Here is a 22,359-nt window from a genome sequence, read left to right as displayed (position 1 = left end):
TGGTGACGCGAGATGGGCAGGTGGTGGCATTCAAATTGAGCCGGAGCAGCCTTTCCGCTAGACTGGCGACCCATCCTGATCCGTTCCCCCGGGTCTCTCCTACAGCTCACGTTTTCGGCAGGTTTCCATGACACGATTTATCTTCGTGACGGGCGGCGTTGTGTCCTCGCTTGGCAAGGGCATCGCATCCGCTTCGCTGGCGGCTATTCTCGAGGCCCGTGGCCTCAAGGTCACCATTCTCAAGCTGGATCCGTACATCAACGTCGATCCGGGCACCATGAGCCCGTTCCAGCACGGCGAAGTCTTTGTCACCGAAGATGGCGCGGAAACCGATCTGGACCTCGGTCACTACGAGCGTTTCATCCGCTCGCGCATGACCCAGGGCAACAACTTCACCACCGGTCGCGTCTACGAGCACGTGCTGCGCAAGGAGCGCCGCGGTGACTACCTCGGCGGAACGGTGCAGGTCATCCCGCACATCACCGACGAGATCAAGCGTCGCGTGATCGCCGGCGGTGAAGGCTATGACGTCGCACTGGTCGAGATCGGCGGTACCGTAGGTGACATCGAGTCGCTGCCGTTCCTGGAGTCCATCCGTCAGCTGCGTGCGCAGCTGGGTGGCGAGCGTGCACTCTTCATGCACCTGACACTGGTGCCGTACATCAAGACGGCCGGCGAGACCAAGACCAAGCCGACCCAGCACAGCGTCAAGGAGCTGCGCTCCATCGGTATCCAGCCGGATATCCTGATCTGCCGCAGCGAAGTCGAGATCGAGGAAAGCGAGCGTCGCAAGATCTCGCTGTTCACCAACGTCGAGGAGCGGGCTGTCGTCTCCCTGCAGGATGCCGACACCATCTATCGCATTCCGTTGATGCTCCACGAAGCCGGCCTCGACGAGATCGTCTGCGACAAGTTCCGCCTGGAGGCCAAAGAGGCCGACATGTCAGAGTGGGTCGCGGTGCTCGACGCCAAGCTCAACCCGCTCAAGACCATCAACATCGCGATGGTCGGCAAGTACATGGAGCTGCTCGACGCCTACAAGTCGCTGAACGAGGCGCTGACCCACGCCGGTATCCAGGGGCGTGTGAAGGTCAACGTCGACTTCATCGACTCCGAGGAAATCGAGCGCAACGGCACCGACCGTCTGATCGGCAAGGACGCGGTGCTGGTACCGGGCGGCTTCGGCGAGCGTGGTGTGGAAGGCAAGATCGCCACCGCGCGCTTCGCGCGTGAGAACAAGGTGCCGTATCTGGGCATCTGCCTGGGCATGCAGGTTGCCGTCATCGAGTTCGCGCGTAATGTGGCGGGCTGGAGCGATGCCAACTCTACCGAGTTCACTCATGACACCCAGCACCCGGTGGTCGGTCTGATTACCGAGTGGCTGACGCCGGAAGGCAAGATCGAGACCCGCGACGCGGCGTCTGATCTGGGCGGCACCATGCGTCTCGGCGGTCAGGCCTGTACCCTGCTCAACGGCTCCAAGGCGCATCAGGCCTATGGCAGCGACGAGATCGTCGAGCGTCACCGTCACCGCTATGAGGTCAACGACCAGTTCGTGCCGGCCCTGGAAGAAGCGGGTCTGATCTTCTCCGGTCGCAGCGTCGACAACTCGCTGGTCGAGATGGTCGAGCTGCCGGATCACCCGTGGTTCGTGGCATGTCAGTTCCACCCGGAATTCACCTCCACGCCGCGCGATGGCCATCCGCTGTTCACCGGCTTCGTGAATGCCGCGCTCAATCACAAGGCGGCGCGTACTCGCGGCGAGTGATAGGGTGTTGAGCGGGCGCCACCTCGGGTGGCGCCCGTAGGTCTTCTCCGCGGTGGTTGCAGGTCTTGATGTTCGCTAGAGCATCCTCAGGCAGACTGCCGATGGACAACGATTTGATGGACGGTGCAGAGATGAGCAACGAACAACGCGTGATCGACTTTGCGGGTCTGCAAGTCGCCAACGATCGTCCGATGACGCTTTTCGGTGGCATGAACGTGCTCGAATCGCGGGAGCTGGCGCTGGAAGTCGCCGAGCAGTATGTCGAAGTGACGTCACGCCTGGGCATGCCGTACGTCTTCAAGGCCAGCTTCGACAAGGCCAACCGCAGCTCCATGCACTCCTACCGTGGCCCCGGGATGGAGAAGGGGCTCGAGATTCTGGCCGAGATCAAGTCGCGCTTCGGTGTGCCGATCATCACGGACGTGCATGAGCCGCATCAGGCGGCAGCCGTGGCGGAAGTGGCCGATGTCATCCAGCTGCCGGCCTTCCTGGCGCGGCAGACCGACCTGGTCGTGGCCATGGCACGTACCGGCGCCGTCATCAACGTCAAGAAGCCGCAGTTCCTCGCGCCGCACGAGATGCGCCATATCGTCGCCAAGTGCGGTGAAGCCGGCAATGACAGGATTCTGCTGTGCGAGCGTGGCTCCAGCTTCGGTTACAACAACCTGGTGGTCGACATGCTCGGCATGGCCGAGATGAAGGATACCGGCTTGCCGGTATTGTTCGATGTCACCCACTCGCTGCAGCGCCCGGGCGGGCGAGCCGACTCCGCTGGCGGACGCCGCGAGCAGGTCTTCGATCTGGCACGCTCCGGTGTCGCACTCGGGCTGGCGGGCCTGTTCCTCGAGGCGCACCCGGATCCGGACAATGCCAAGTGTGACGGCCCCTGCGCCCTGCCGCTGGATCAGCTCGAACCCTTCCTGCGCCAGCTGCAATCGCTGGATGCGCTGGTCAAGGGCTTCGCGCCGCTGGACATTCGTTGAGCAGGACTACTGGCCGTTCACCCCTGTGTGAGCGGCCTTTTTGCACTATGGGCAAGATGCCCGTCGTGGTGTTTCAATCCCCCGTGTAGAGGACGACACAAGATGGCCAATATCGTCGAAATCCGCGCCCTTGAGGTGCTCGATTCCCGTGGTAACCCGACCGTACAGGCCGAGGTCGTGCTGGAAGGTGGCCAACGTGCCAGCGCCTGCGCGCCTTCCGGTGCCTCCACCGGTTCGCGTGAAGCGCTGGAATTGCGTGATGGCGACAAGAGCCGTTATCTGGGCAAGGGCGTGCTGAAGGCCGTTGACGCCGTCAATGGCGCGATCCGCGAGCGTCTCGTGGGCATGGATGCACTCGACCAGCGTGCGCTGGACGATGCCATGCTGGCGCTGGACGGTACCGAGAACAAGGAATCGCTGGGTGCCAATGCGATTCTTGCCGTCTCTCTGGCCGCTGCCAAGGCAGCAGCGCAGGCCAAGGGCATCGAGCTCTACGCTCATATCGCCGAGCTCTACGGTCAGCCGGGCCAGTACTCCATGCCGGTGCCGATGATGAACATCATCAACGGCGGTGAGCATGCCGACAACAACGTCGACATCCAGGAATTCATGGTCCAGCCGGTCGGCGCGCCGACCTTCCGTGAAGCACTGCGCACCGGTGCCGAGATCTTCCACGCGCTGAAGAAGGTGCTACAGGGTCGCGAGCTGAGCACCTCCGTGGGTGATGAAGGTGGCTTTGCACCGAACCTGGCGTCCAACTCCGAAGCACTGGCCGTCATCAAGCAGGCCGTCAGCGATGCGGGCTACACCCTGGGCACCGATGTGACCCTGGCGCTGGATTGCGCGTCTTCCGAGTTCTACCAGGACGGTCAGTACAACCTGTCCGGCGAAGGCAAGAGCTTCGACGCACGTGGTTTCGTCGACTATCTGGCCGGCCTGGCCGCGGAATATCCGATCGTCTCCATCGAAGACGGCATGGATGAGTCCGACTGGGAAGGCTGGAAGATGCTGACCGACGAGCTGGGCGACAAGGTGCAGCTGGTCGGCGACGACCTCTTCGTCACCAACACGCGCATCCTGAGCCGCGGTATCGAGGAAGGCATCGGCAACTCCATCCTGATCAAGTTCAACCAGATCGGCTCGCTGTCCGAGACCCTGGATGCGATCAAGATGGCGCAGGCCGCCGGCTTCACCGCGGTCATCTCCCACCGCAGTGGCGAGACCGAAGACACCACCATTGCCGACCTCGCCGTCGGTACCTGTGCTGGCCAGATCAAGACCGGCTCTCTGTGCCGCTCTGACCGTGTCGCCAAGTACAACCGTCTGCTGGTGATCGAGCAGCAGCTGGGTGATGTGGCTTACAACGGCCTGAAAGAGATCAAGGGTCAGTAATCGCCTGTGATGTGAGGGCTCAGCGCCTAGCATTGCAGAGGTAACTTGCAACGGGGTCGTGCCTTCTGGCACGGCCCCGTTGTGCATTGCAGGCGATGATTGAGTGCGTTTGTGGGAGGGGCAGGAAACAGGCCGCTTTCAGGCACTGAATTCATGTAAGTCATCTCTTACAAATCCCGCAGGACAATCGAGACACTGGCTGCGAGTCGCCTGCGGATATGAACGTATGTCCTCCAATATGTATCTGTTTTTATTGAAAATATTTTCTTTGACGGCCTGTTCAGGTATAGCGGGTTAAGCGGTTTGGCTAGTTGCCTCGCCGGCGAATGCTGCCCAGAATGGCTACATGGACGTGAGGGTGCGGCGGGACACCGCAGTCTCGGCAGGATGCCAACGGGATGATCAGAAAAGACTTGATGGCGAGACAGGACGTTTCGCCCCGCTGAGCAGGACGCTCGGCGGAAAAGGACCTGGCATGGACGTCGGTAGCAGAGAGCTGTATATCTTCGCTTGAAGGAGTCAGGCGAGAGATGCCAGGGAAGCAAGGATGGCGGGCATGACACCGGAGTGTGTCAGGATCAGGATGATCCGTCGGCGATGGGAAGCGCCACACAGGCAGGAAGCACGATAACGACACGGAGTGTCGAAGAGCCCCAGGCTCTGATATGCAGTCAGGAAGCTTGCTCTTCACAGGAAGTGACGGATGACGGGACATCATCCGCGTCAGGAATGATGGGGCAGACAGCGGCAGCATCAAGTGGCAGGAAGCCATGACAAGGATAAGTCGGACAAGGAATGTCGTGAGGCTGTCAGCTGCACAGGCAGGGAGCGGTACAGGCAGGACGCCGGGCAATGCATGGGCAGGACAGCAGGACAGGCAAATATCTGCACTAACGGGCATTGCGGTGGGACAGCTGCGCGAGCAGTGCTGCAATGCCCGCCACGCGTGACGGTGCGCCCCGAATGACAGGATGTCGTGAAGGGCAGGGACAGCACTCAGGAGTGCGATCCAGGATGGATCGACAGGGACACGCTTGGAGCGGGCGACCTTACGGGGTCGCCCTTTTTTATGTCTGGAGGTCGGGGGGAGGAGTTCTCAGCGCGAGCTCTTCAGGCACCGACTTCAGGCATCAGATACAGAAACGGCAGCGGCTCCCGGGGGAATCGCTGCCGTTTCTGTCGTCAGAGCCGAGCTTGCCCGGTCAGGGCGGGCAAGCCGCTAGCCACGCGAGATGCGGGTGACTTGAGGGGGTTACTGCTCCAGATACTCAAGCTTGCCGTCGACACCATCCCACTTCTCGGCGTCTTCCATGGCGTCCTTCTTCTCGCTGATGTTCGGCCAGACTTCGGCCAGATCGGCATTCAGCTCGATGAATTCCTTCTGGTTCTCCGGCACTTCATCCTCGGAGAAGATGGCTTCGGCGGGGCATTCCGGCTCACATAGCGCGCAGTCAATGCACTCATCCGGGTTGATCACCAGGAAGTTCGGGCCTTCGTAGAAGCAATCCACCGGGCAGACTTCCACGCAGTCGGTGTATTTGCAGCGAATGCAGTTCTCGGTGACGATGAATGCCATGCAGGTCTCCTGACGCGGATTGGCGTCTCTCTCGTAGGTCGTGGTCCAGGCGCCCACCATGTGCCGTCTCGGCGACATCATGGCCTTCAGGTTATAAGCGGCGCAGATGTTATAAGGCGTTATTCTAGTGGCGCTCTGCCGCCCCCGCAATCAGCAGGGGCGGATCGTTTTGGAATGGTGCTATGCCCGAAGGTTGCTGTCGAGCCTTGCCGCTCATTCTCGAGCCAGGCGCGCCAACGTTGGCTCGGTGTGAGGGCGCTCAGCGCTGACGGTGCCATTCGTAGATCAGCTCCAGCGCTCGCTTGGGGCTCAGGTCATCCGGGTCAAGGCCGTTGAGGGCCTCGACGACCGGATGCGGCGGTGCCGCGAACAGGTCATTCTGCTGCGGTACCGGCTGGCCCAGCGCATTCTCGCGTGCCACCTGCGGACGATCGATTTCCTGCTGCTCCAGACTGGTCAGCTTCTCGCGCGCGCGCAGGATGACGCTCTGCGGCACCCCGGCCAGCTGGGCCACCTGCAGGCCATAGCTCTGGCTGGCAGGGCCTTCCTCGACGCGGTGCATGAAGACGATGCCATCGCCGTGCTCAGCGGCCGTCAGGTGCACGTTGGCGACGGCATCGGCATGCTCGGGCAGCGCTGTCATCTCGAAGTAATGGGTCGCGAACAGGGTGAAGGCACGCGTGCGCGCCAGATGCTCGGCACTGGCCCATGCCAGTGACAGACCATCGAAGGTCGAGGTGCCGCGGCCGATCTCATCCATCAACACCAGGCTCTCGTCAGTGGCGTTGTGCAGGATGCTGGCGGTCTCGGTCATCTCGACCATGAAGGTCGAGCGGCCGCCGGCCAGGTCGTCCGAGGAGCCGATGCGCGTGAAGATGCGATCCAGCGGGCCGATGCAGGCGCGCGATGCCGGCACGAAGCTGCCGGTATGCGCGAGCAGAGCGATCAGTGCCGTCTGGCGCATGTAGGTGGATTTACCGCCCATGTTGGGGCCGGTGATCACCAGCATGCGCCGCGCATCATCGAAGCGCACATCGTTGGGAACGAAGGGATGATCGCTGACATGTTCGACCACCGGGTGGCGGCCGCCTTCGATGTCGATGCCCGGGGTCTCGCTGAGTTCGGGGCGCACGAAATCGAGCGCGGCGGCGCGATCAGCGAAGGCGGTCAGCACATCCAGTGATGCCAGCGCACGGGCCGTCTGCTGCAGGCCATCCAGTTCGGTATTCAGATCATCCAGCAGGTGCTCATACAGCAGCTTCTCGCGCGCCAGTGACTTGGACTTGGCGGACAGCGCCTTGTCCTCGAATTCCTTGAGCTCGGGGATGATGAAGCGCTCGGCATTCTTGAGGGTCTGGCGGCGGATGTATTCCGGCGGGGCCTCGGCCGATTGCGAGCGCGGCAGTTCGATGAAGTAGCCATGCACGCGGTTGTAGCCGACCTTGAGGTTGCTCAGGCCGGTGCGCTCGCGCTCGCGAGTCTCGAGTGCGACCAGATACTGGCCGGCGTTCTCGGACAGGCCGCGATACTCGTCCAGCTCATCGTCGTACCCATCGGCGATCACGCCGCCATCGCGCAGCACCACTGGCGGGTTCTCGACCAGCGCCTCGCTGAGCATCGCGGAAAGTGCCGGGAACAGGCGGATGGCATCGCGCAGGTCGTCGATGGCGCTGCCTTTCTCGACGCTGGCGAGCACGGCGCGCAGTTCGGGCAGGGTGTTGAGGCCATCGCGCAGGCGGGCCAGGTCGCGCGGGCGTGCGCTGCGCAGTGCGACACGGGCGAGGATACGCTCCACATCACCGATACGCTTGAGCAGGCCGTGCAGCTCGAAGGGATAGTCGCCATCCAGCAGGCGTTGTACCGCCGCCTGGCGCTGGCCGATCTGACGCTGATCGCGCAACGGACGATTCAGCCAGCGCTTGAGCAGGCGCGAGCCCATCGCGGTCGCGGTGACATCCAGTACGTTGGCCAGCGTGTTGTCGCTGGTGCCGCCCAGGTTGGTGTCGATCTCGAGGTTGCGACGGCTGGCGGCATCGATCACCACCGAGTCATCGCGGCTTTCGACCGCCAGTGCGGTCACATGGGGCAGCCCGGTGCGCTGGGTATCGCGAGCATAGTCGAGCAGGGCACCGGCAGCCGTGACGGCGCGCGTCAGATGGCTGCAGCCGAAGCCGTTGAGGTCCTGGACGCCGAACTGGTCGCATAGCAGGCGCAGGGCTGTCTCGTGATCGAAGTGCCAGTCGCTCTGACGCGTCAGCCCCGGGCGCGAGGCCAGGCTGGCGGGGAGGGTACGGCTTTCACCGACCATGACCTCGGCAGGTGACAGGCGCTGGATCTCTGCCTGCAGCTCATCATCACCGTTGACCTCGAGCACGCTGAAGCGACCGGAGGACAGCTCGAGTGCCGCCAGGCCCCAGGTGTCCCCGTCGCGGTGCAGCGCTACCAGCAGGTTGTCGCGGCTGGCATCCAGCAGCGCCTCATCATGCAGGGTGCCCGGCGTGACGATTCGCACCACCTTGCGCTCGACAGGCCCCTTGCTGGTCGCCGGGTCACCGATCTGCTCGCAGATGGCCACCGATTCACCCATCTTGACCAGGCGTGCCAGATAGCCTTCGGCGCTGTGATAGGGCACCCCTGCCATGGGAATCGGTGAGCCACCGGAGCTGCCGCGCGCCGTCAACGTGATATCGAGCAGTTGTGCTGCGCGCTTGGCGTCCTCATGAAACAGTTCATAGAAGTCGCCCATGCGATAGAACAGCAGCACGCCGGGGTGCTCGCGTTTGATCTTCATGTACTGCGTCATCATCGGCGTCATCTGGGGCGCGCTGTTCTTGGCCATGGCCATGGACTTCCTTGACTGCACTGCAATGGGAAAAAGCACACATGCGAGAGCACGGCATGCGGGATGCGCGATATTCTACGGACTGGCGCGGCCGGCTCCAATGCCTGTGATGTCTCATGCTCGCTGCCCTTTTCACCTGATGACCTCCACGAGGAGAAAGTTCGTGAGCCAATTGACTGGTACGACACCCGAGGCTGCGTGCGCGAATGCTCTGGCTGAGCAGTTGCAGGCGCTGGCGATCGCGCGCGGCGTGCGCGTCACCACCGCCGAGTCGTGCACCGGGGGCGGCGTGAGTGCCGCGATCACTGCGATTGCCGGCAGCTCCCGCTATTTCGATGCGGGCTACGTGACTTATTCCAATGCCACCAAGCAGCGCCTGCTGGGGGTCAGTGAGGCATCGCTTGAAACTTTCGGCGCCGTCTCCGAGGCGGTCGTGTGCGAGATGGTGCGGGGCGCCTGTCGCGAAAGCGGCGCTGAGCTGGGGGTGGCCATCAGCGGCGTGGCCGGCCCCGGCGGGGGAAGTGACGAGAAGCCCGTCGGCACCGTATGGCTGGCGTGGGGGAGCGAGACGCGCCAGCAGGCACGCTGCTGTCACTTTTCCGGCGACCGGCAGGCAGTGCGTGACGCCGCCGTGCGGGAGGCGTTGCAGGGCTTGATCAAGCGCGTGGAGGCCTTGCAGGTCGGCACCGAAGACGCGTGAGCCCGGTGCAGGCCCCGCGATGAGGGTGCTGCCTGAAAAAGCGCACCACCGGACTGGCAGAGCGACGCAACTTGCGGCATTATACTGTCCATGTATACAGGGTTTTGCCACGACACCTCAGCCGCTAGTCTGACGGTGTCTGCTCAGCTCTCAGTGACAGAATTCTCTATTCCAGGTGGCAGCCCGTGTGGCTCCGCCGTTCGACAGGAGGCCACATGGCAAAGGACGACAATCGTACCAAGGCGCTGAACGCGGCGCTGTCCCAGATCGAGCGCCAGTTCGGCAAGGGCGCCGTCATGCGCATGGGCGATGCCCCGCGTGTGGCCATCCCGTCGGTTTCCACCGGTTCTCTGGGGTTGGATATCGCACTCGGCATCGGCGGCCTGCCCTTCGGGCGCGTGGTCGAGATCTATGGTCCGGAATCCTCGGGCAAGACGACCCTGACTCTCTCGGTCATCGCCCAGGCGCAGAAGCAGGGTAAGGTCTGTGCCTTCATCGATGCCGAGCACGCGCTGGATCCGTCCTACGCCGAGAAGCTGGGCGTCAACCTGGATGAGATGCTGGTCTCCCAGCCCGATACCGGTGAGCAGGCGCTCGAGATCGTCGACATGCTGGTGCGCTCCGGCGGCGTCGATGTCATCATCGTCGACTCCGTGGCGGCACTGACGCCGCGTGCCGAGATTGAAGGCGAGATGGGTGACTCCCACGTTGGCCTGCAGGCGCGTCTGATGTCCCAGGCACTGCGCAAGGTGACGGGTCACATCAAGAACGCCAACTGCATGGTGGTGTTCATCAACCAGATCCGCATGAAGATCGGCGTGATGTTCGGCAGCCCCGAGACCACGACTGGCGGCAACGCCCTGAAGTTCTACTCCAGTGTGCGTCTGGATATCCGCCGTACCGGTTCCGTGAAGTCCGGTGATGAAGTCACCGGCAACGAGACCCGCGTCAAGGTCGTCAAGAACAAGGTCGCGCCGCCGTTCCGCCAGGCCGAGTTCCAGATTCTCTATGGCAAGGGCATCTACCACGCCGGTGAGGTGATCGACCTGGGTGTGCAGTGCGGTCTGGTCGGCAAGTCAGGTGCCTGGTACAGCTATCAGGGCAGCAAGATCGGTCAGGGCAAGGCCAACTCCGCTCAGTACCTGGAAGACAATCCCGCCATCATGGAGGAGATTGAAAACCAGATCCGCGCCCAGTTGCTGGCAGCACCGGAAGCCAAGGAAGAGCCGCAGGAAACCGCGGCCGCCGAGAGTGAGGACGATCTGGATATCGATCTCGACTGAGGATCGCTCCTGAGCAAGTACGCCGGCCGCCAGGCTGGCGTCAGCGCAGCGGGTCGAGAACGCCCCGTTGCGCTGGTCCCAAGGCGCCCGCCCCGATGACTCGGAGGCGGGCGCCTTGCGTTCACCTCCCTCTATGCCCTTCTGCTCAACCCGGGGAGCATGACCATGCACGATGACAGCACATCACTGGGCGGGCCTGAGTATCAACCGCTCGACTCAGGCGTGATGACGCCGCAACGGCGTGCGCGCAATGATGCCATCGCGCGTCTGGCGCGCCGCGAACATAGCCGCCGCGAACTGCACGACTATCTCCGAGAGCGTGACTATCTGCGGGCGCTCAGCGATGACGAGTTGGCAGAACGGCAAGCTGCGGGCGAGGAGGGTGCACCGGCGGCCTTGAGTCGCGATGAGGTCGAACTGCTGATCGAGGAGGTGCTGGAGCGCATGGCCGAGGAAGGCCTGCAGTCCGATGAGCGCTTTGCCGCCAGCTTCCTGCGGATGCGCGTCCTGCGCGGGCAGGGGCCCAGGCGTATTCAGCAGGAGCTGCGCCAGCGTGGTATCGATAACGAGACGCTCAATGCCGTGATGCGTGCCGCCAGTGACCCGACGCCGGATGTCTTCGGTCATGTCGAGGCGGTGGATTTCTTCGAACTGGCGCGCGAGACGCTGGCCAGGCGCTTTTCCGGCCCCGGCGAGGGGCACAAGGAGCGCGCACGGCGCGAACGCTTTCTGCTCCAGCGCGGCTTCGACTATGAGCAGCTGCGCTATGCCATGGAGTCCGCCTGGAGTGATGAGGGGGAAGAAGGCTAGCTGGCGGGCGACTGTTTGGCTCTCATGGCGCGCAAACCGGCGCTTCAGGACATTTCCCCCCCTTTAGCTTGCGCGAACAGGCGTTATACTAGGTCGTCTTGCGACGGCACGGGGCAGGCGCCTTCTTTCATGCTTTTCATTGCACCTCCATGCATACCCACATGGATGAACATGCAGAAACCATGCGGAAGTCATGCAGAAGACCCCCGGAGCGTCTTTACGCACATCGCTACGGAACCTCTATGAAAAGCGCAGAAATCAGAAACGCCTTCCTGACCTATTTCGAGAAGCAAGGCCATACCATCGTGCCCACCAGCTCTCTGGTGCCGAACAATGACCCGACCCTGCTGTTCACCAACGCTGGCATGGTGCCCTTCAAGGATGTCTTCCTGGGCCGTGACCCGCGTGGCTACAGCCGTGCGACCTCCGCGCAGCGCTGCGTGCGCGCCGGTGGCAAGCACAATGACCTGGATAACGTCGGCTATACCGCCCGCCACCACACCTTCTTCGAGATGCTGGGCAACTTCAGCTTCGGCGACTACTTCAAGCGCGAAGCCATCCAGTTCGCCTGGAAGTTTCTGACCGAAGAACTCGGCCTGCCGAAGGAGAAGCTGTGGGTCACCGTGCACGTCAGCGATGACGAAGCCCGTGACATCTGGTTCAACGAGGTCGGCATCGATCAGAACCGCTTCTCGCGTCTCGACGAGGACAACTTCTGGCAGATGGGCGACACCGGCCCGTGCGGCCCGTCCTCCGAGATCTTCTATGACCACGGCGAAGACGTCGCCGGTGGCCCGCCGGGCAGCCCGGACGAAGATGGCGATCGCTACATCGAGATCTGGAACCTGGTCTTCATGCAGTTCGACCGCGACGCCGAGGGCACGCTGCACCCGCTGCCCAAGCCGTCCATCGACACCGGCATGGGCCTGGAGCGTGTCGCGGCCGTGATGCAGGGCGTGCACTCCAACTACGAGATCGACCTGTTCCAGAATCTGCTGGCCGCCGCGGCCGAGATCATCGGTCACGACAACATCGCCACGCCGTCACTGCGCGTGGTGGCTGACCACATCCGCTCGTGCGCCTTCCTGATCACCGATGGCGTGCTGCCCTCCAATGAAGGCCGTGGCTACGTGCTGCGTCGCATCATCCGTCGCGCCGTGCGTCACGGTCACAAGCTGGGCGCGCGTGGCAGCTTCTTCTACAAGCTGGTCGCGGCTCTCGACAGTGAGATGGGCGATGCCTATCCGGAACTGCGCGCCGCACGCGAGCAGATCGAACGGGTGCTGCTCAAGGAAGAGGAGCAGTTCGCGCGTACGCTGGAACATGGCATGAAGCTTCTGGAAGAAGCCATCGCTGGCCTCGAGGGCAATACCCTCGACGGCGAGACCATCTTCAAGCTCTACGACACCTACGGCTTCCCGTATGACCTGACCGCCGACATCTGCCGTGAGCGCGAGCTGATCCTCGATGAGGCAGGTTTCCAGGCGGCCCTGGAAGCACAGCGTGATCGCGCCCGTGCCGCCAGCAACTTCGGCGGCGACTACTCCGCCAACCTGGTGCTGGAAGGCGAGACCGTCTTCACCGGCTACGACCAGCTGGAAGGGGAAGCCACCGTCACCTCGCTGTTCGACGCCGAAGGCAATGCCGTCGAGCAGCTCGAGGTGGACACCAAGGGCATCGTGGTGCTCGATACCACCCCGTTCTACGGCGAGTCAGGTGGCCAGGCCGGTGACACAGGTTATCTGCATTTGGATGGCGGCCGCTTCCAGGTCAGCGATACCCAGAAGCAGACCGGCCATCACCTGCACCACGGTGTGCTGATCGAAGGCGCTCTCAAGGTCGGTGACAAGGTACGTCCGCAGGTCGATGCCGAGCTGCGCGCGGCTTCCGTGCGCAACCACTCCGCCACGCACCTGCTGCACGAAGCGCTGCGTATGGTGCTGGGTGAGCACGTTCAACAGAAGGGCTCGCTGGTCACGGCCGAGCGTCTGCGCTTCGACTTCAGCCACTTTGAGGCGATGACGGCCGAGCAGCTGTCCGAGGTCGAGCGCATCGTCAACGCGCAGATTCTCGCCAACGCCGAGACCACCATCGAGTTCATGAGCCTCGATGAGGCCAAGGCGCGCGGCGCAGCGGCACTCTTCGATGCCAAGTATGGTGAGGAAGTCCGCGTGCTGACCATCGGTCAGGATGCCTTCTCCATCGAGCTGTGCGGCGGAACTCACGTCAAGCGCAGCGGCGACATCGGCCAGATGCACATTCTCGCCGAAACCGGTATCGCGTCCGGCGTGCGTCGTATCGAGGCCATCACCGGTCGCGCCGCGCGTGACTTCCTGCTTGCGCAGGAAGCGACCCTGACTCGCCTCGGTGAGCGTCTCAAGGCCAAGCCGGAACAGGTCGAGGAGCGCGTTGGCAGCCTGCTGGAGCGCAACCGTGGCCTCGAGAAGGAGCTTGAGCGCCTCAAGGCCAAGCTGGCGTCTGCCTCGGCCAGCGACATGCTCAGCGACATCGCGAATGTCCAAGGCATCAAGGTGCTGGCCAAGCAGGTCGAGGGCGTCTCCGGCAAGGAGCTGCGCGGCCTGATGGATGACCTCAAGTCCAAGCTCGGCTCCGGCATCCTGGTGCTCGGCGTCGCGGACGGTGACAAGGTCAGCCTGATCGCCGGTGTCACCGACGACCTGACCTCGCGCGTCAAGGCGGGTGACCTGGTACGCCACGTGGCCGAGCAGGTCGGTGGCAAGGGTGGCGGTCGTGCTGACATGGCCCAGGCCGGTGGCAGTGATGCCGCCTCGCTTCCGGGCGCACTGGCCGGTGTGCCATCATGGGTAGACGCCCAGCTGGGCTGACAGTACAAGATGAAGGCCGGGCTCCTCTTGGGGAGACCCGGCTTCTTTTTGGGCTCACATGAGCTTCATGTGGGGACAACGCAAACGGACACGGATAACGGAAACGCACATGGCGCTATACGTTCAGAAGTTCGGAGGCACTTCGGTCGGCTCGGTGGAGCGGATCAAGGCCGTCGCCGAGAAGGTCAAGCGATTCCGCGATGAAGGGCATCAGGTTGTCGTGGTCGTCTCTGCCATGAGTGGCGAGACCAACCGACTGATCGGTCTCGCCAGCGAGATCAATGATGACCCGACACCGCGCGAGATGGACATGCTGGTCTCCACTGGCGAGCAGGTCACCATTTCCCTGCTGGCCATGGCGCTGCAGAAGATCGGCGTCGACGCGACCTCCTACACGGGGGCCCAGGTGGGCATCCGCACCGATAGCGCGCACACCAAGGCGCGTATCCAGCGCATCGATACCGATGACCTGCGTGAAGACCTCGACGATGGCAAGGTGGTCGTGGTGGCAGGCTTCCAGGGTGTCGATGAAGAGGGCAACATCACGACGCTGGGTCGTGGTGGCTCTGACACCACCGGTGTCGCCCTGGCTGCCGCACTGAAGGCGGATGAGTGCCAGATCTACACCGATGTCGATGGTGTCTATACCACTGACCCGCGCGTGTGCTCCAAGGCACGTCGTCTGGAAACGGTGACCGTCGAGGAAATGCTGGAAATGGCGAGCCTGGGCTCCAAGATTCTGCAGATCCGTTCGGTGGAATTCGCCGGCAAGTACAATGTTCCCCTGCGTGTGCTGTCTTCCTTCGAGGATGGCCCGGGTACCCTGATCGTCGCTGAGGAAGAAGACAACATGGAAGAACCGCTGATCTCCGGCATCGCCTTCAATGTCAACGAAGCCAAGCTGACTCTGCTCAACACACCGGATATCCCGGGTGTCGCTTCCAAGATCCTGGGCCCGATCGCCGATTCCAACATCGAAATCGACATGATCGTCCAGAACGTCTCTCCGGACGGCAATACCACTGACTTCTCCTTCACCGTCGCCAAGACCGACTTCAAGGCGACCCAGCGCATCCTGACCGAGACGGTGATTCCGTCCGTCGGTGGTGGTGAGATGCGAGGTGATGACAACATCGCCAAGGTCTCGCTGGTCGGTGTCGGCATGCGTTCTCACGCCGGTGTCGCCTCCAAGATGTTCCGCGTACTGGCGGAAGAAGGCATCAATATCCGCATGGTCTCCACTTCAGAGATCAAGATTTCCGTCCTGATCGACGAGAAATTCATGGAGCTGGCGGTTCGCTCTCTGCACACCGCTTTCGGGTTGGATGCAGAAGCGATCAGCGACGAGACTGCCTGAGTCTCACCACGGAGCGTGCAGCAAGGAAGTCGTAAAGGCACTGACAATCAATGACTTGCCCAAGTCGTGAAGCGTCGGTGCCCAGGCCGGGGATATTGGTCTGGCAGACGTGCGGTACGTGAAGTCGACAGCGCCCGATACATTTTCTGTCATTCTTATGAATGTCAGTCTGTGCATCGGGCGCTTTCATTCAACGTGTCTATCGGGTGTGATGAAGGTATGGCATTGGCCGTCGGAGCATGCATGGCGCATAATTCGAGCTTCATGCATCAGGGTGGTCGACTTGTCCCGGTCGATCGCCGCCTCCACATCCCGTTGAAGTCCCAGCTGTTTTGAATTTCTGACAAGGAGATCAGTCATGCTCATCCTGACCCGTAGAGTGGGTGAAACTCTGATGATCGGAGACGACATCACTGTCACCGTTCTCGGAGTGAAAGGTAATCAGGTGCGTATCGGTGTGAACGCGCCCAAGGACGTTGCCGTCCATCGAGAAGAGATCTATCAGCGCATCCAGCGTGAGAAAGAAGACAATGGCGATGCCATTGCCTGACGGCATGCTGCGCCTGCACGTCGCACAACCCTGCACGACCCGATGAACGCCAGCCATTGTCCCCATGGCTGGTGTTCGCGTGTGTGGGCTTGCGGCAGGTGAGGGCGGCCCGCCTAGCTCATGAACAACGGCGTACTTACCTCCATGAGCAGCGGCTCATGCGAGGTGATGAGAGGGCGGCATGTTCAAGTCTGTGTTCCGTAAGGGAAAAATTTGGCTTTTTTCTCAAAAAGGGGGAGACAAGCCGATTCTGGTTCGGTAATATGCCCGCTCCCTCGAACGAGACGCGACGACAGGCTAGCCATCGTCATGTTCTGGTTCATGCGGGGAGATTGCTTGGGGGCGCGCAGCCTCGAGCCTGTTGTCGAGTGGTGATGAGATGTTCAGCATCGAAGCCAAAAAATCGACACAGGGGCTGGACAAAGCCCAATCAAATGAGTAAGATATGCGCCGTACCTGATGAGGAGAGGTGGCCGAGTGGCTGAAGGCGCTCCCCTGCTAAGGGAGTATAGGGTTTATAGCCCTATCGAGGGTTCGAATCCCTCTCTCTCCGCCATTAGGTACAAATGCAGTAAGATGCGCCCTTAGCTCAGCTGGATAGAGTACCTGACTACGAATCAGGCGGTCGGAGGTTCGAATCCTCCAGGGCGCGCCACTGCAACGCAAGACATGAAGTTGGAAAGACGCAGTACTCGCACGATAAAGTCCTGAAGTCATTTGAAATGCTCAGGCCACAGATTTCAAGGTTTATGCGCCCTTAGCTCAGCTGGATAGAGTACCTGACTACGAATCAGGCGGTCGGAGGTTCGAATCCTCCAGGGCGCGCCAATTGAAAAACCCGCTTCAACGAAGCGGGTTTTTCTTCGTCTGAAGAAAAGTCAGGCAATGAAAGAAGCCAGGCTTTGAGGCCAGGTTCTGAAACAAGGTTCTGAAACAAGGCTCTGAAGCAAGTCCATGAGGCAAGGTCAGCGCCGAGTGATCGCTGCCTGCACGGCCCCGATCCCCGCATTGCCGACGATCTTGGTGTTCTACCGCTTTCCTTGACTGTGATGTCACGCCTTCGGGCGGACGATCGCCAGGGCGCCCTTTTCGCGAGGGGCGCCCTTTTTTTGGTTCACTGATCGGGGCAGCGGCCGGATCGGGTGTTGGCCGGTGCTGATGTTCAGGTTTCAGTTCAGGCTCAGACTCAGACTGGGGCGTTCACGGCTTCCGTTTGCGATGCCTGGGGCGATTCCGATGCCTGAGGAGATTCTGGTGCCTGAGCCGGTTCCGGCATGCGAGTCACTGAGGTGAGAAGACTCGGCGCCAGCTCCAGCGCAGTGCCGGCCACCAGGCCGGTGAAGAACTCTGCACGCCCCTTGTGACGCTTGATGGCCTGGAAACGGCTTTCGGCTTCCGCGTTGCCGCTCTGGCGCATCATGTTCATCCACTGCTTGAGCAGCGGCACCATCACCTTGTCAGGGAGGTGAGCGCAGCGCTCGGCGTGAGAGAGCAGCACCTGCGCACGCTGTGTCCAGTCCGTCTCGGGCAGCAGCTCGCCGCTCGCCTGCCAATGCTTGATGCGTGCCGCCAGGAAGGGGTCGGCCAGGGCGGCGCGACCCAGCATGACATCGCGACAGCCGGACAGGGAGCGGGCGCGCCAGTAGCAGTGCATATCCCAGATATCGCCATTGGCGACCACCGGAATGGAGAGCTCGGAGGTGATCTTGCCGATCCACTCCCAGTGCGCCGGTGGGCGATAGCCTTCCTGTTTGGTGCGGCCATGCACCACCAGCTGAGTCGCACCGCCTGCCTCTGCCGCCTGAGCGCAGGCCAGCGCCAGGCGTCGATCATTGAAGCCGAGACGAATCTTGGCGGTGACCGGTACGCCCGTGCCCTCGAGTGCCTTGCGCACGCCTTCCACCGCGCGGAAGACGCGTTCCGGCGAGCGCAGCAGCGCCGCGCCACCATCATGTCGATTGACGGTCTTGGCCGGGCAGCCGAAATTGATATCGACGCTTGGGGCGCCCAGGCGCGCCGCGACGCGCGCATTGATGCCCAGTGCCTCGGGATCGGCCCCCAGCAGCTGCAGGGCGACCGGGGTCGCGTGTCGTGTACGGGCCGTCTGTGTCGGGGAGGCGTCGAGCAGCTCCGGACAGATGCGCTTGAAGACGCGCGGCGGTAACTTGACGTGGGTCACGCGCACGAATTCCGTCACGCACCAGTCGTAGCCGCCAAGGCCAGTGAGACATTCGCGCGTGATGTCATCTATCACGCCTTCCATCGGCGCGATGCCGATGCGGCCGGCCCGCGCGAGGGCCTGTGGGGTCAACGATGGTGTCATTGCAATTGCCGTGGAATCAGGCACTTTAGAGCGACCAACAAGCATTGAATGCAGCTGCATGGGCATACCGACAGAGGCTATCGGCGGCGGAGTCTATCCGTCGTGCCGTGTCCGGCGTGACCGAAGGCATTGGCGTTCAGCGCAGGCGCTGCACCGTAGTGCGGCTCGATAACGAGAAAGACTCGAGGACACTGGCATGCAAGAGAATGATCTGCTCGGTGAAGGCTTGAACCTGATGGTGTTCGGGATGGGGTTCGTGTTCGTGTTTCTAAGTCTGCTGGTGGTCGCCATGATGGCGATGGCCAGGCTGGTGGGTCGCTTTTCGCCCGCACCAGTGCCCGCTGCGCCAGGTGCTGCGCGGGCGCCGGCTGCCCCGGCACCTGCGGCAGAGGGCGACAGTGAACTGACGGCCGTCATGGCCGCGGCGATTCACCGCTTCCGGCAGGACCAGCACAAGCACTGACGCTTTCGCGGCTTCGCCGATGCCATCTGGGCTCTGCCGAGCGTCTGACCACTGCCAAGAGTAGCAGGCGGCGATTCTATCACGAGCAGTACGGTGGGTAGACCTCCCCCCGAGTGCAACATTCTGTGTTGCAGGCTGACGCAACAGGCTGCCTGCAGCGCGCGCAGAACTCGATATCCACAATATAAAGAACAAGGGATCACTCATGGACAAGCAACCGCTGGGCATCACGGATGTGGTACTGCGCGACGCGCATCAGTCACTGTTGGCCACGCGCATGCGCCTCGATGACATGCTGCCGATCGCCGCCAAGCTGGACGACATCGGCTTCTGGTCGCTGGAGAGTTGGGGCGGCGCGACCTTCGACGCCTGCATTCGCTACCTGGGCGAAGACCCCTGGGCGCGCATTCGAGCCTTGAAGGAAGCGATGCCCAAGACCCAGCAGCAGATGCTGCTGCGCGCCCAGAACCTGCTCGGCTATCGTCATTACGCCGATGATGTGGTGGATACCTTCGTCAAGCGTGCCGCGACCAGCGGTGTCGATGTCTTCCGTGTCTTCGATGCCATGAATGACCCGCGCAACCTCGAGCGTCCGCTCAAGGCGGTGCTGGACCAGGGCAAGCATGCCCAGGGCACCATCTCCTACACCGTGAGCCCCGTGCACACCCTGGAGATGTGGGTCGAACTGGCTCAGCAGCTGGAGTCGATGGGCGCCCAGTCACTGGCGATCAAGGACATGGCCGGGCTGTTGACGCCGTACACCGCCTTCGAGCTGGTGTCGCGGCTCAAGGCGAGCCTGTCGATTCCGATCCACATGCAGTCCCATGCCACTACCGGCCTTTCTACCGCCACGGCGCTCAAGGCCATCGAGGCGGGCATCGACAACGTCGATACCTCCATCTCTTCCATGTCGATGACCTACGGCCACAGCCCAACGGAATCGGTGGTCGCGATGCTGGCGGGCACCGAGCGCGATACTGGGCTCGATCTCGAGAAACTCGAGGATATCGCCGGCTACTTCCGCGAAGTGCGCAAGAAGTACGCGGCTTTCGAGGGCAGTCTGCGCGGTATCGACTCGCGCATCCTGGTGGCACAGGTGCCGGGTGGCATGCTCACCAACATGGAAAATCAGCTCAAGGAGCAGGGCGCCGGCGACAAGCTGGATGACGTGCTCGCCGAGATTCCGCGTGTACGCAAGGACCTGGGGTATATCCCGCTGGTGACCCCGACGTCGCAGATCGTCGGCACCCAGTCGGTGATGAACGTGATGATGGGCGAGCGCTACAAGTCGATCTCCAAGGAAGTGCAGGCGTTGCTCAAGGGGGAATATGGTGCGGCTCCGGCTGCCTTCGACAGCGAGCTCCAGTCTCGCGTGCTGGAGGGAGCCGAGCCGATCACCTGCCGTCCGGCAGACAACCTGACGCCGGAGATGGAGCGCCTGCGTGACGAGCTCAAGGGCAAGGCCCGTGAGGAGGGCATCACGCTGGAGAGCGGCGAGCGCGAGACCGATGACGTGCTGACCTACGCGCTCTTCCCGCAGATCGGCCTCAAGTTCCTGCGCAACCGCGGCAACCCGGATGCCTTCGAGCCCTCCCCGCAGGCGGTCGATGGCAAGGCAGCGGCCGCCGGATCGCCGGTCGCCAGTGCTCCAGCCGCGTCCAGCGGTCCGCAGACCTATACCCTGAACGTCAACGGCAAGCAGTATGTGGTCGAGGTCGCCGAAGGCGGAGACATCACCCAGGTGCAGGCCAGCGAGCCAGCGGCGCCTGCTCCTGCAGCAGCACCCGCCGCGCAGGCCGCCTCCGGCGAGCCGGTGAGTGCGCCGCTGGCGGGCAACATCTTCAAGGTCAATGTCAGTGTCGGTGACAGCGTGGCCGAAGGGGATGTGGTCATCATCCTCGAGGCCATGAAGATGGAGACCGAGATCCGTGCCCACCAGGCCGGCACCGTCTCCGCAGTGAAGGTCAAGGAAGGCGACAGTGTCAGTGTCGGCGACGTTCTGATCACCCTCTGAGCCGGTGTATCCGGCCCGTCGTCATGCACGCGGGCCGGTCGGTGATGCTCCTCTGCAAGGCGACACGACATGGACAAGATACTCAACCTCTGGCACGGCTCGGGGCTCTACAACATGAGCTTCGGTCAGCTGGCGATGATCGTCATCGGCCTTGGCCTGCTTTACCTGGCGATCCGCAAGAACTTCGAACCCCTGCTGCTGGTGCCGATCGGCTTCGGCGGCATTCTGGCCAACATCCCGGAAGCCGGGCTGGCGTTGTCTGCCGCCGAGCAGGCGGCCCATCTCGGCAAGCCGGAGCTGTTGGCTTCGATGGCCAATCTGCTCAACGTCAACATCGCCAGCCTGCCGCTGGATGAGGCGCGCCACGCGGTGGAGCAGGCGCTGCATGGCGAGATTCCCGCCGCGCTCAAGCAGCAGGCCAGCAACATGGCGCTGGATGGCGGCTTCTCCAACGGCATGCTCTACAGCTTCTACAGCGTGGCGATCGCCTCGGGCATCGCGCCGCTGGTGATCTTCATGGGCGTGGGCGCGATGACGGACTTCGGCCCGCTACTGGCCAATCCCAAGACGCTGTTCCTCGGGGCAGCGGCGCAGTTCGGCATCTTCGCGACCCTGCTGGGCGCGGTGGCGTTGACCTCGATGGGCCTGATGGACTTCAGCCTGCAGCAGTCGGCGGCCATCGGCATCATCGGTGGTGCGGACGGTCCGACCTCCATCTATGTCGCCAGTCTGCTGGCGCCGGAGCTGCTGGGCGCGATCGCCGTGGCGTCCTACTCCTACATGGCACTGGTGCCGATGATCCAGCCGCCGATCATGCGCGCACTGACCACCGCCAAGGAGCGTAGTCTGGTCATGACCCAGCTGCGGCCGGTGTCCAAGACCGAGAAGATCCTCTTCCCGCTGGTGCTGCTGATCATGGTGGCGATGCTGCTGCCGGACGCTGCACCGCTGCTGGGCATGTTCTGCTTCGGTAACCTGATGCGCGAGTGTGGTGTGGTGGAGCGTCTGTCGGATACCGCTCAGAACGCGCTGATCAACATCACTACCATATTCCTGGGACTGTCGGTGGGCTCCAAGCTGCAGGCCGACAAGTTCCTGGCGGTGGAGACACTGGGCATTCTGGCCCTCGGCGTGGTCGCCTTCGGCATTGGCACGGCCTGCGGGGTACTGATGGCCAAGCTGATGAACAAGATCTCCAAGACACCGATCAATCCGCTGATCGGGTCGGCCGGTGTCTCGGCGGTGCCGATGGCGGCACGTGTCTCCAACAAGGTCGGGCTCGAGTACAACCCGCACAACTTCCTGCTGATGCATGCCATGGGGCCGAACGTGGCCGGTGTGATCGGCTCGGCGGTTGCCGCGGGGGTGATGATCAAGTACCTCGGCTGATCGTCTTTGCAGCACTGATACGACAACGCCCGTCATGGCGACCATGGCGGGCGTTGTCGTATC

15 protein-coding genes and 3 tRNA genes are annotated in these 22,359 nt (G+C 62.5%); 15 read left to right on the top strand and 3 right to left on the bottom strand.

All coding sequences use genetic code 11. The features are described 5' to 3' along the window. The first annotated feature begins 127 nt into the window (after positions 1 to 127). The 3 genes from NH396_RS12630 to eno all read left to right on the top strand — a co-directional run bounded on the left by NH396_RS12630 (position 128) and on the right by eno (position 4,143). Positions 128 to 1,768, top strand: coding sequence for a CTP synthase (locus NH396_RS12630; RefSeq protein ID WP_253064124.1), 1,641 nt, complete (start codon positions 128 to 130; stop codon positions 1,766 to 1,768). A gap of 131 nt (positions 1,769 to 1,899) precedes the next feature. Beyond that, the gene (gene kdsA / locus NH396_RS12625) at positions 1,900 to 2,751 is read left to right on the top strand and encodes a 3-deoxy-8-phosphooctulonate synthase (protein ID WP_166018644.1); all 852 of its coding nucleotides are present in this window, start codon (positions 1,900 to 1,902) and stop codon (positions 2,749 to 2,751) included. 102 nt (positions 2,752 to 2,853) lie between these two features. Beyond that, positions 2,854 to 4,143 (top strand): phosphopyruvate hydratase, encoded by a 1,290-nt coding sequence (eno, locus tag NH396_RS12620; protein ID WP_176678008.1) that lies wholly within the window; start codon positions 2,854 to 2,856, stop codon positions 4,141 to 4,143. A 1,252-nt stretch (positions 4,144 to 5,395) separates the two neighbouring features. On the opposite strand, the gene fdxA is transcribed toward eno, so the two are convergent. Further along, entirely contained in the window at positions 5,396 to 5,719 is a 324-nt protein-coding gene (fdxA, locus tag NH396_RS12615; RefSeq protein WP_043333067.1) for a ferredoxin FdxA, read from the bottom strand. A 259-nt stretch (positions 5,720 to 5,978) separates the two neighbouring features. Further along, positions 5,979 to 8,558 (bottom strand): DNA mismatch repair protein MutS, encoded by a 2,580-nt coding sequence (gene mutS, locus NH396_RS12610; protein ID WP_253064123.1) that lies wholly within the window; start codon positions 8,556 to 8,558, stop codon positions 5,979 to 5,981. Positions 8,559 to 8,772: 214 nt separating this feature from the next. Between mutS and NH396_RS12605 the strand changes: the two genes are divergently transcribed. From NH396_RS12605 to NH396_RS12565, 9 genes are all read left to right on the top strand, one after another. Further along, entirely contained in the window at positions 8,773 to 9,261 is a 489-nt protein-coding gene (locus tag NH396_RS12605; protein WP_253064246.1) for a CinA family protein, read from the top strand. 215 nt (positions 9,262 to 9,476) lie between these two features. Then, positions 9,477 to 10,544: a recombinase RecA gene (gene recA / locus NH396_RS12600; protein WP_176678006.1), complete on the top strand. Its 1,068-nt coding sequence runs from the start codon at positions 9,477 to 9,479 to the stop codon at positions 10,542 to 10,544. A 225-nt stretch (positions 10,545 to 10,769) separates the two neighbouring features. Further along, positions 10,770 to 11,354, top strand: coding sequence for a regulatory protein RecX (locus NH396_RS12595; RefSeq protein WP_176678485.1), 585 nt, complete (start codon positions 10,770 to 10,772; stop codon positions 11,352 to 11,354). 242 nt (positions 11,355 to 11,596) lie between these two features. Beyond that, complete coding sequence (gene alaS, locus NH396_RS12590) at positions 11,597 to 14,200, top strand: alanine--tRNA ligase (RefSeq protein WP_253064122.1); 2,604 nt, start codon at positions 11,597 to 11,599, stop codon at positions 14,198 to 14,200. 109 nt (positions 14,201 to 14,309) lie between these two features. Next, positions 14,310 to 15,557 (top strand): aspartate kinase, encoded by a 1,248-nt coding sequence (locus NH396_RS12585; RefSeq protein ID WP_176678005.1) that lies wholly within the window; start codon positions 14,310 to 14,312, stop codon positions 15,555 to 15,557. Positions 15,558 to 15,915: 358 nt separating this feature from the next. Then, on the top strand, positions 15,916 to 16,107 hold the full coding sequence (gene csrA / locus NH396_RS12580; protein WP_043332937.1) for a carbon storage regulator CsrA: 192 nt from the start codon (positions 15,916 to 15,918) through the stop codon (positions 16,105 to 16,107). A gap of 463 nt (positions 16,108 to 16,570) precedes the next feature. Continuing rightward, a tRNA-Ser gene (locus NH396_RS12575) sits at positions 16,571 to 16,663 on the top strand. Positions 16,664 to 16,685: 22 nt separating this feature from the next. Continuing rightward, a tRNA-Arg gene (locus tag NH396_RS12570) sits at positions 16,686 to 16,762 on the top strand. A gap of 96 nt (positions 16,763 to 16,858) precedes the next feature. Continuing rightward, positions 16,859 to 16,935 (top strand) — tRNA-Arg (locus NH396_RS12565). Between the two features lie 358 nt (positions 16,936 to 17,293). Here NH396_RS12565 and NH396_RS12560 read toward each other — a convergent pair. Then, a complete protein-coding gene (locus NH396_RS12560; RefSeq protein WP_253064245.1) occupies positions 17,294 to 18,370 on the bottom strand; it encodes a tRNA-dihydrouridine synthase family protein in 1,077 nt (358 codons plus the stop codon). A gap of 256 nt (positions 18,371 to 18,626) precedes the next feature. Between NH396_RS12560 and NH396_RS12555 the strand changes: the two genes are divergently transcribed. From NH396_RS12555 to NH396_RS12545, 3 genes are all read left to right on the top strand, one after another. After that, positions 18,627 to 18,893: an OadG family protein gene (locus tag NH396_RS12555; protein WP_253064116.1), complete on the top strand. Its 267-nt coding sequence runs from the start codon at positions 18,627 to 18,629 to the stop codon at positions 18,891 to 18,893. Positions 18,894 to 19,098: 205 nt separating this feature from the next. Beyond that, a complete protein-coding gene (gene oadA / locus NH396_RS12550; protein WP_253064114.1) occupies positions 19,099 to 20,907 on the top strand; it encodes a sodium-extruding oxaloacetate decarboxylase subunit alpha in 1,809 nt (602 codons plus the stop codon). A 69-nt stretch (positions 20,908 to 20,976) separates the two neighbouring features. After that, positions 20,977 to 22,296 carry a sodium ion-translocating decarboxylase subunit beta gene (locus NH396_RS12545; RefSeq protein ID WP_176678003.1) on the top strand — a complete coding sequence of 440 codons (1,320 nt, stop codon included), beginning with the start codon at positions 20,977 to 20,979 and terminating at the stop codon, positions 22,294 to 22,296. Positions 22,297 to 22,359: the final 63 nt, after the last annotated feature.

It is taken from the genome of Cobetia sp. Dlab-2-AX (assembly GCF_024124625.1).
Classification (GTDB): domain Bacteria; phylum Pseudomonadota; class Gammaproteobacteria; order Pseudomonadales; family Halomonadaceae; genus Cobetia.
The sequence above is the reverse complement of the archived record's forward strand: the minus strand, read 5'-3'. Positions and strand labels throughout refer to the sequence as shown.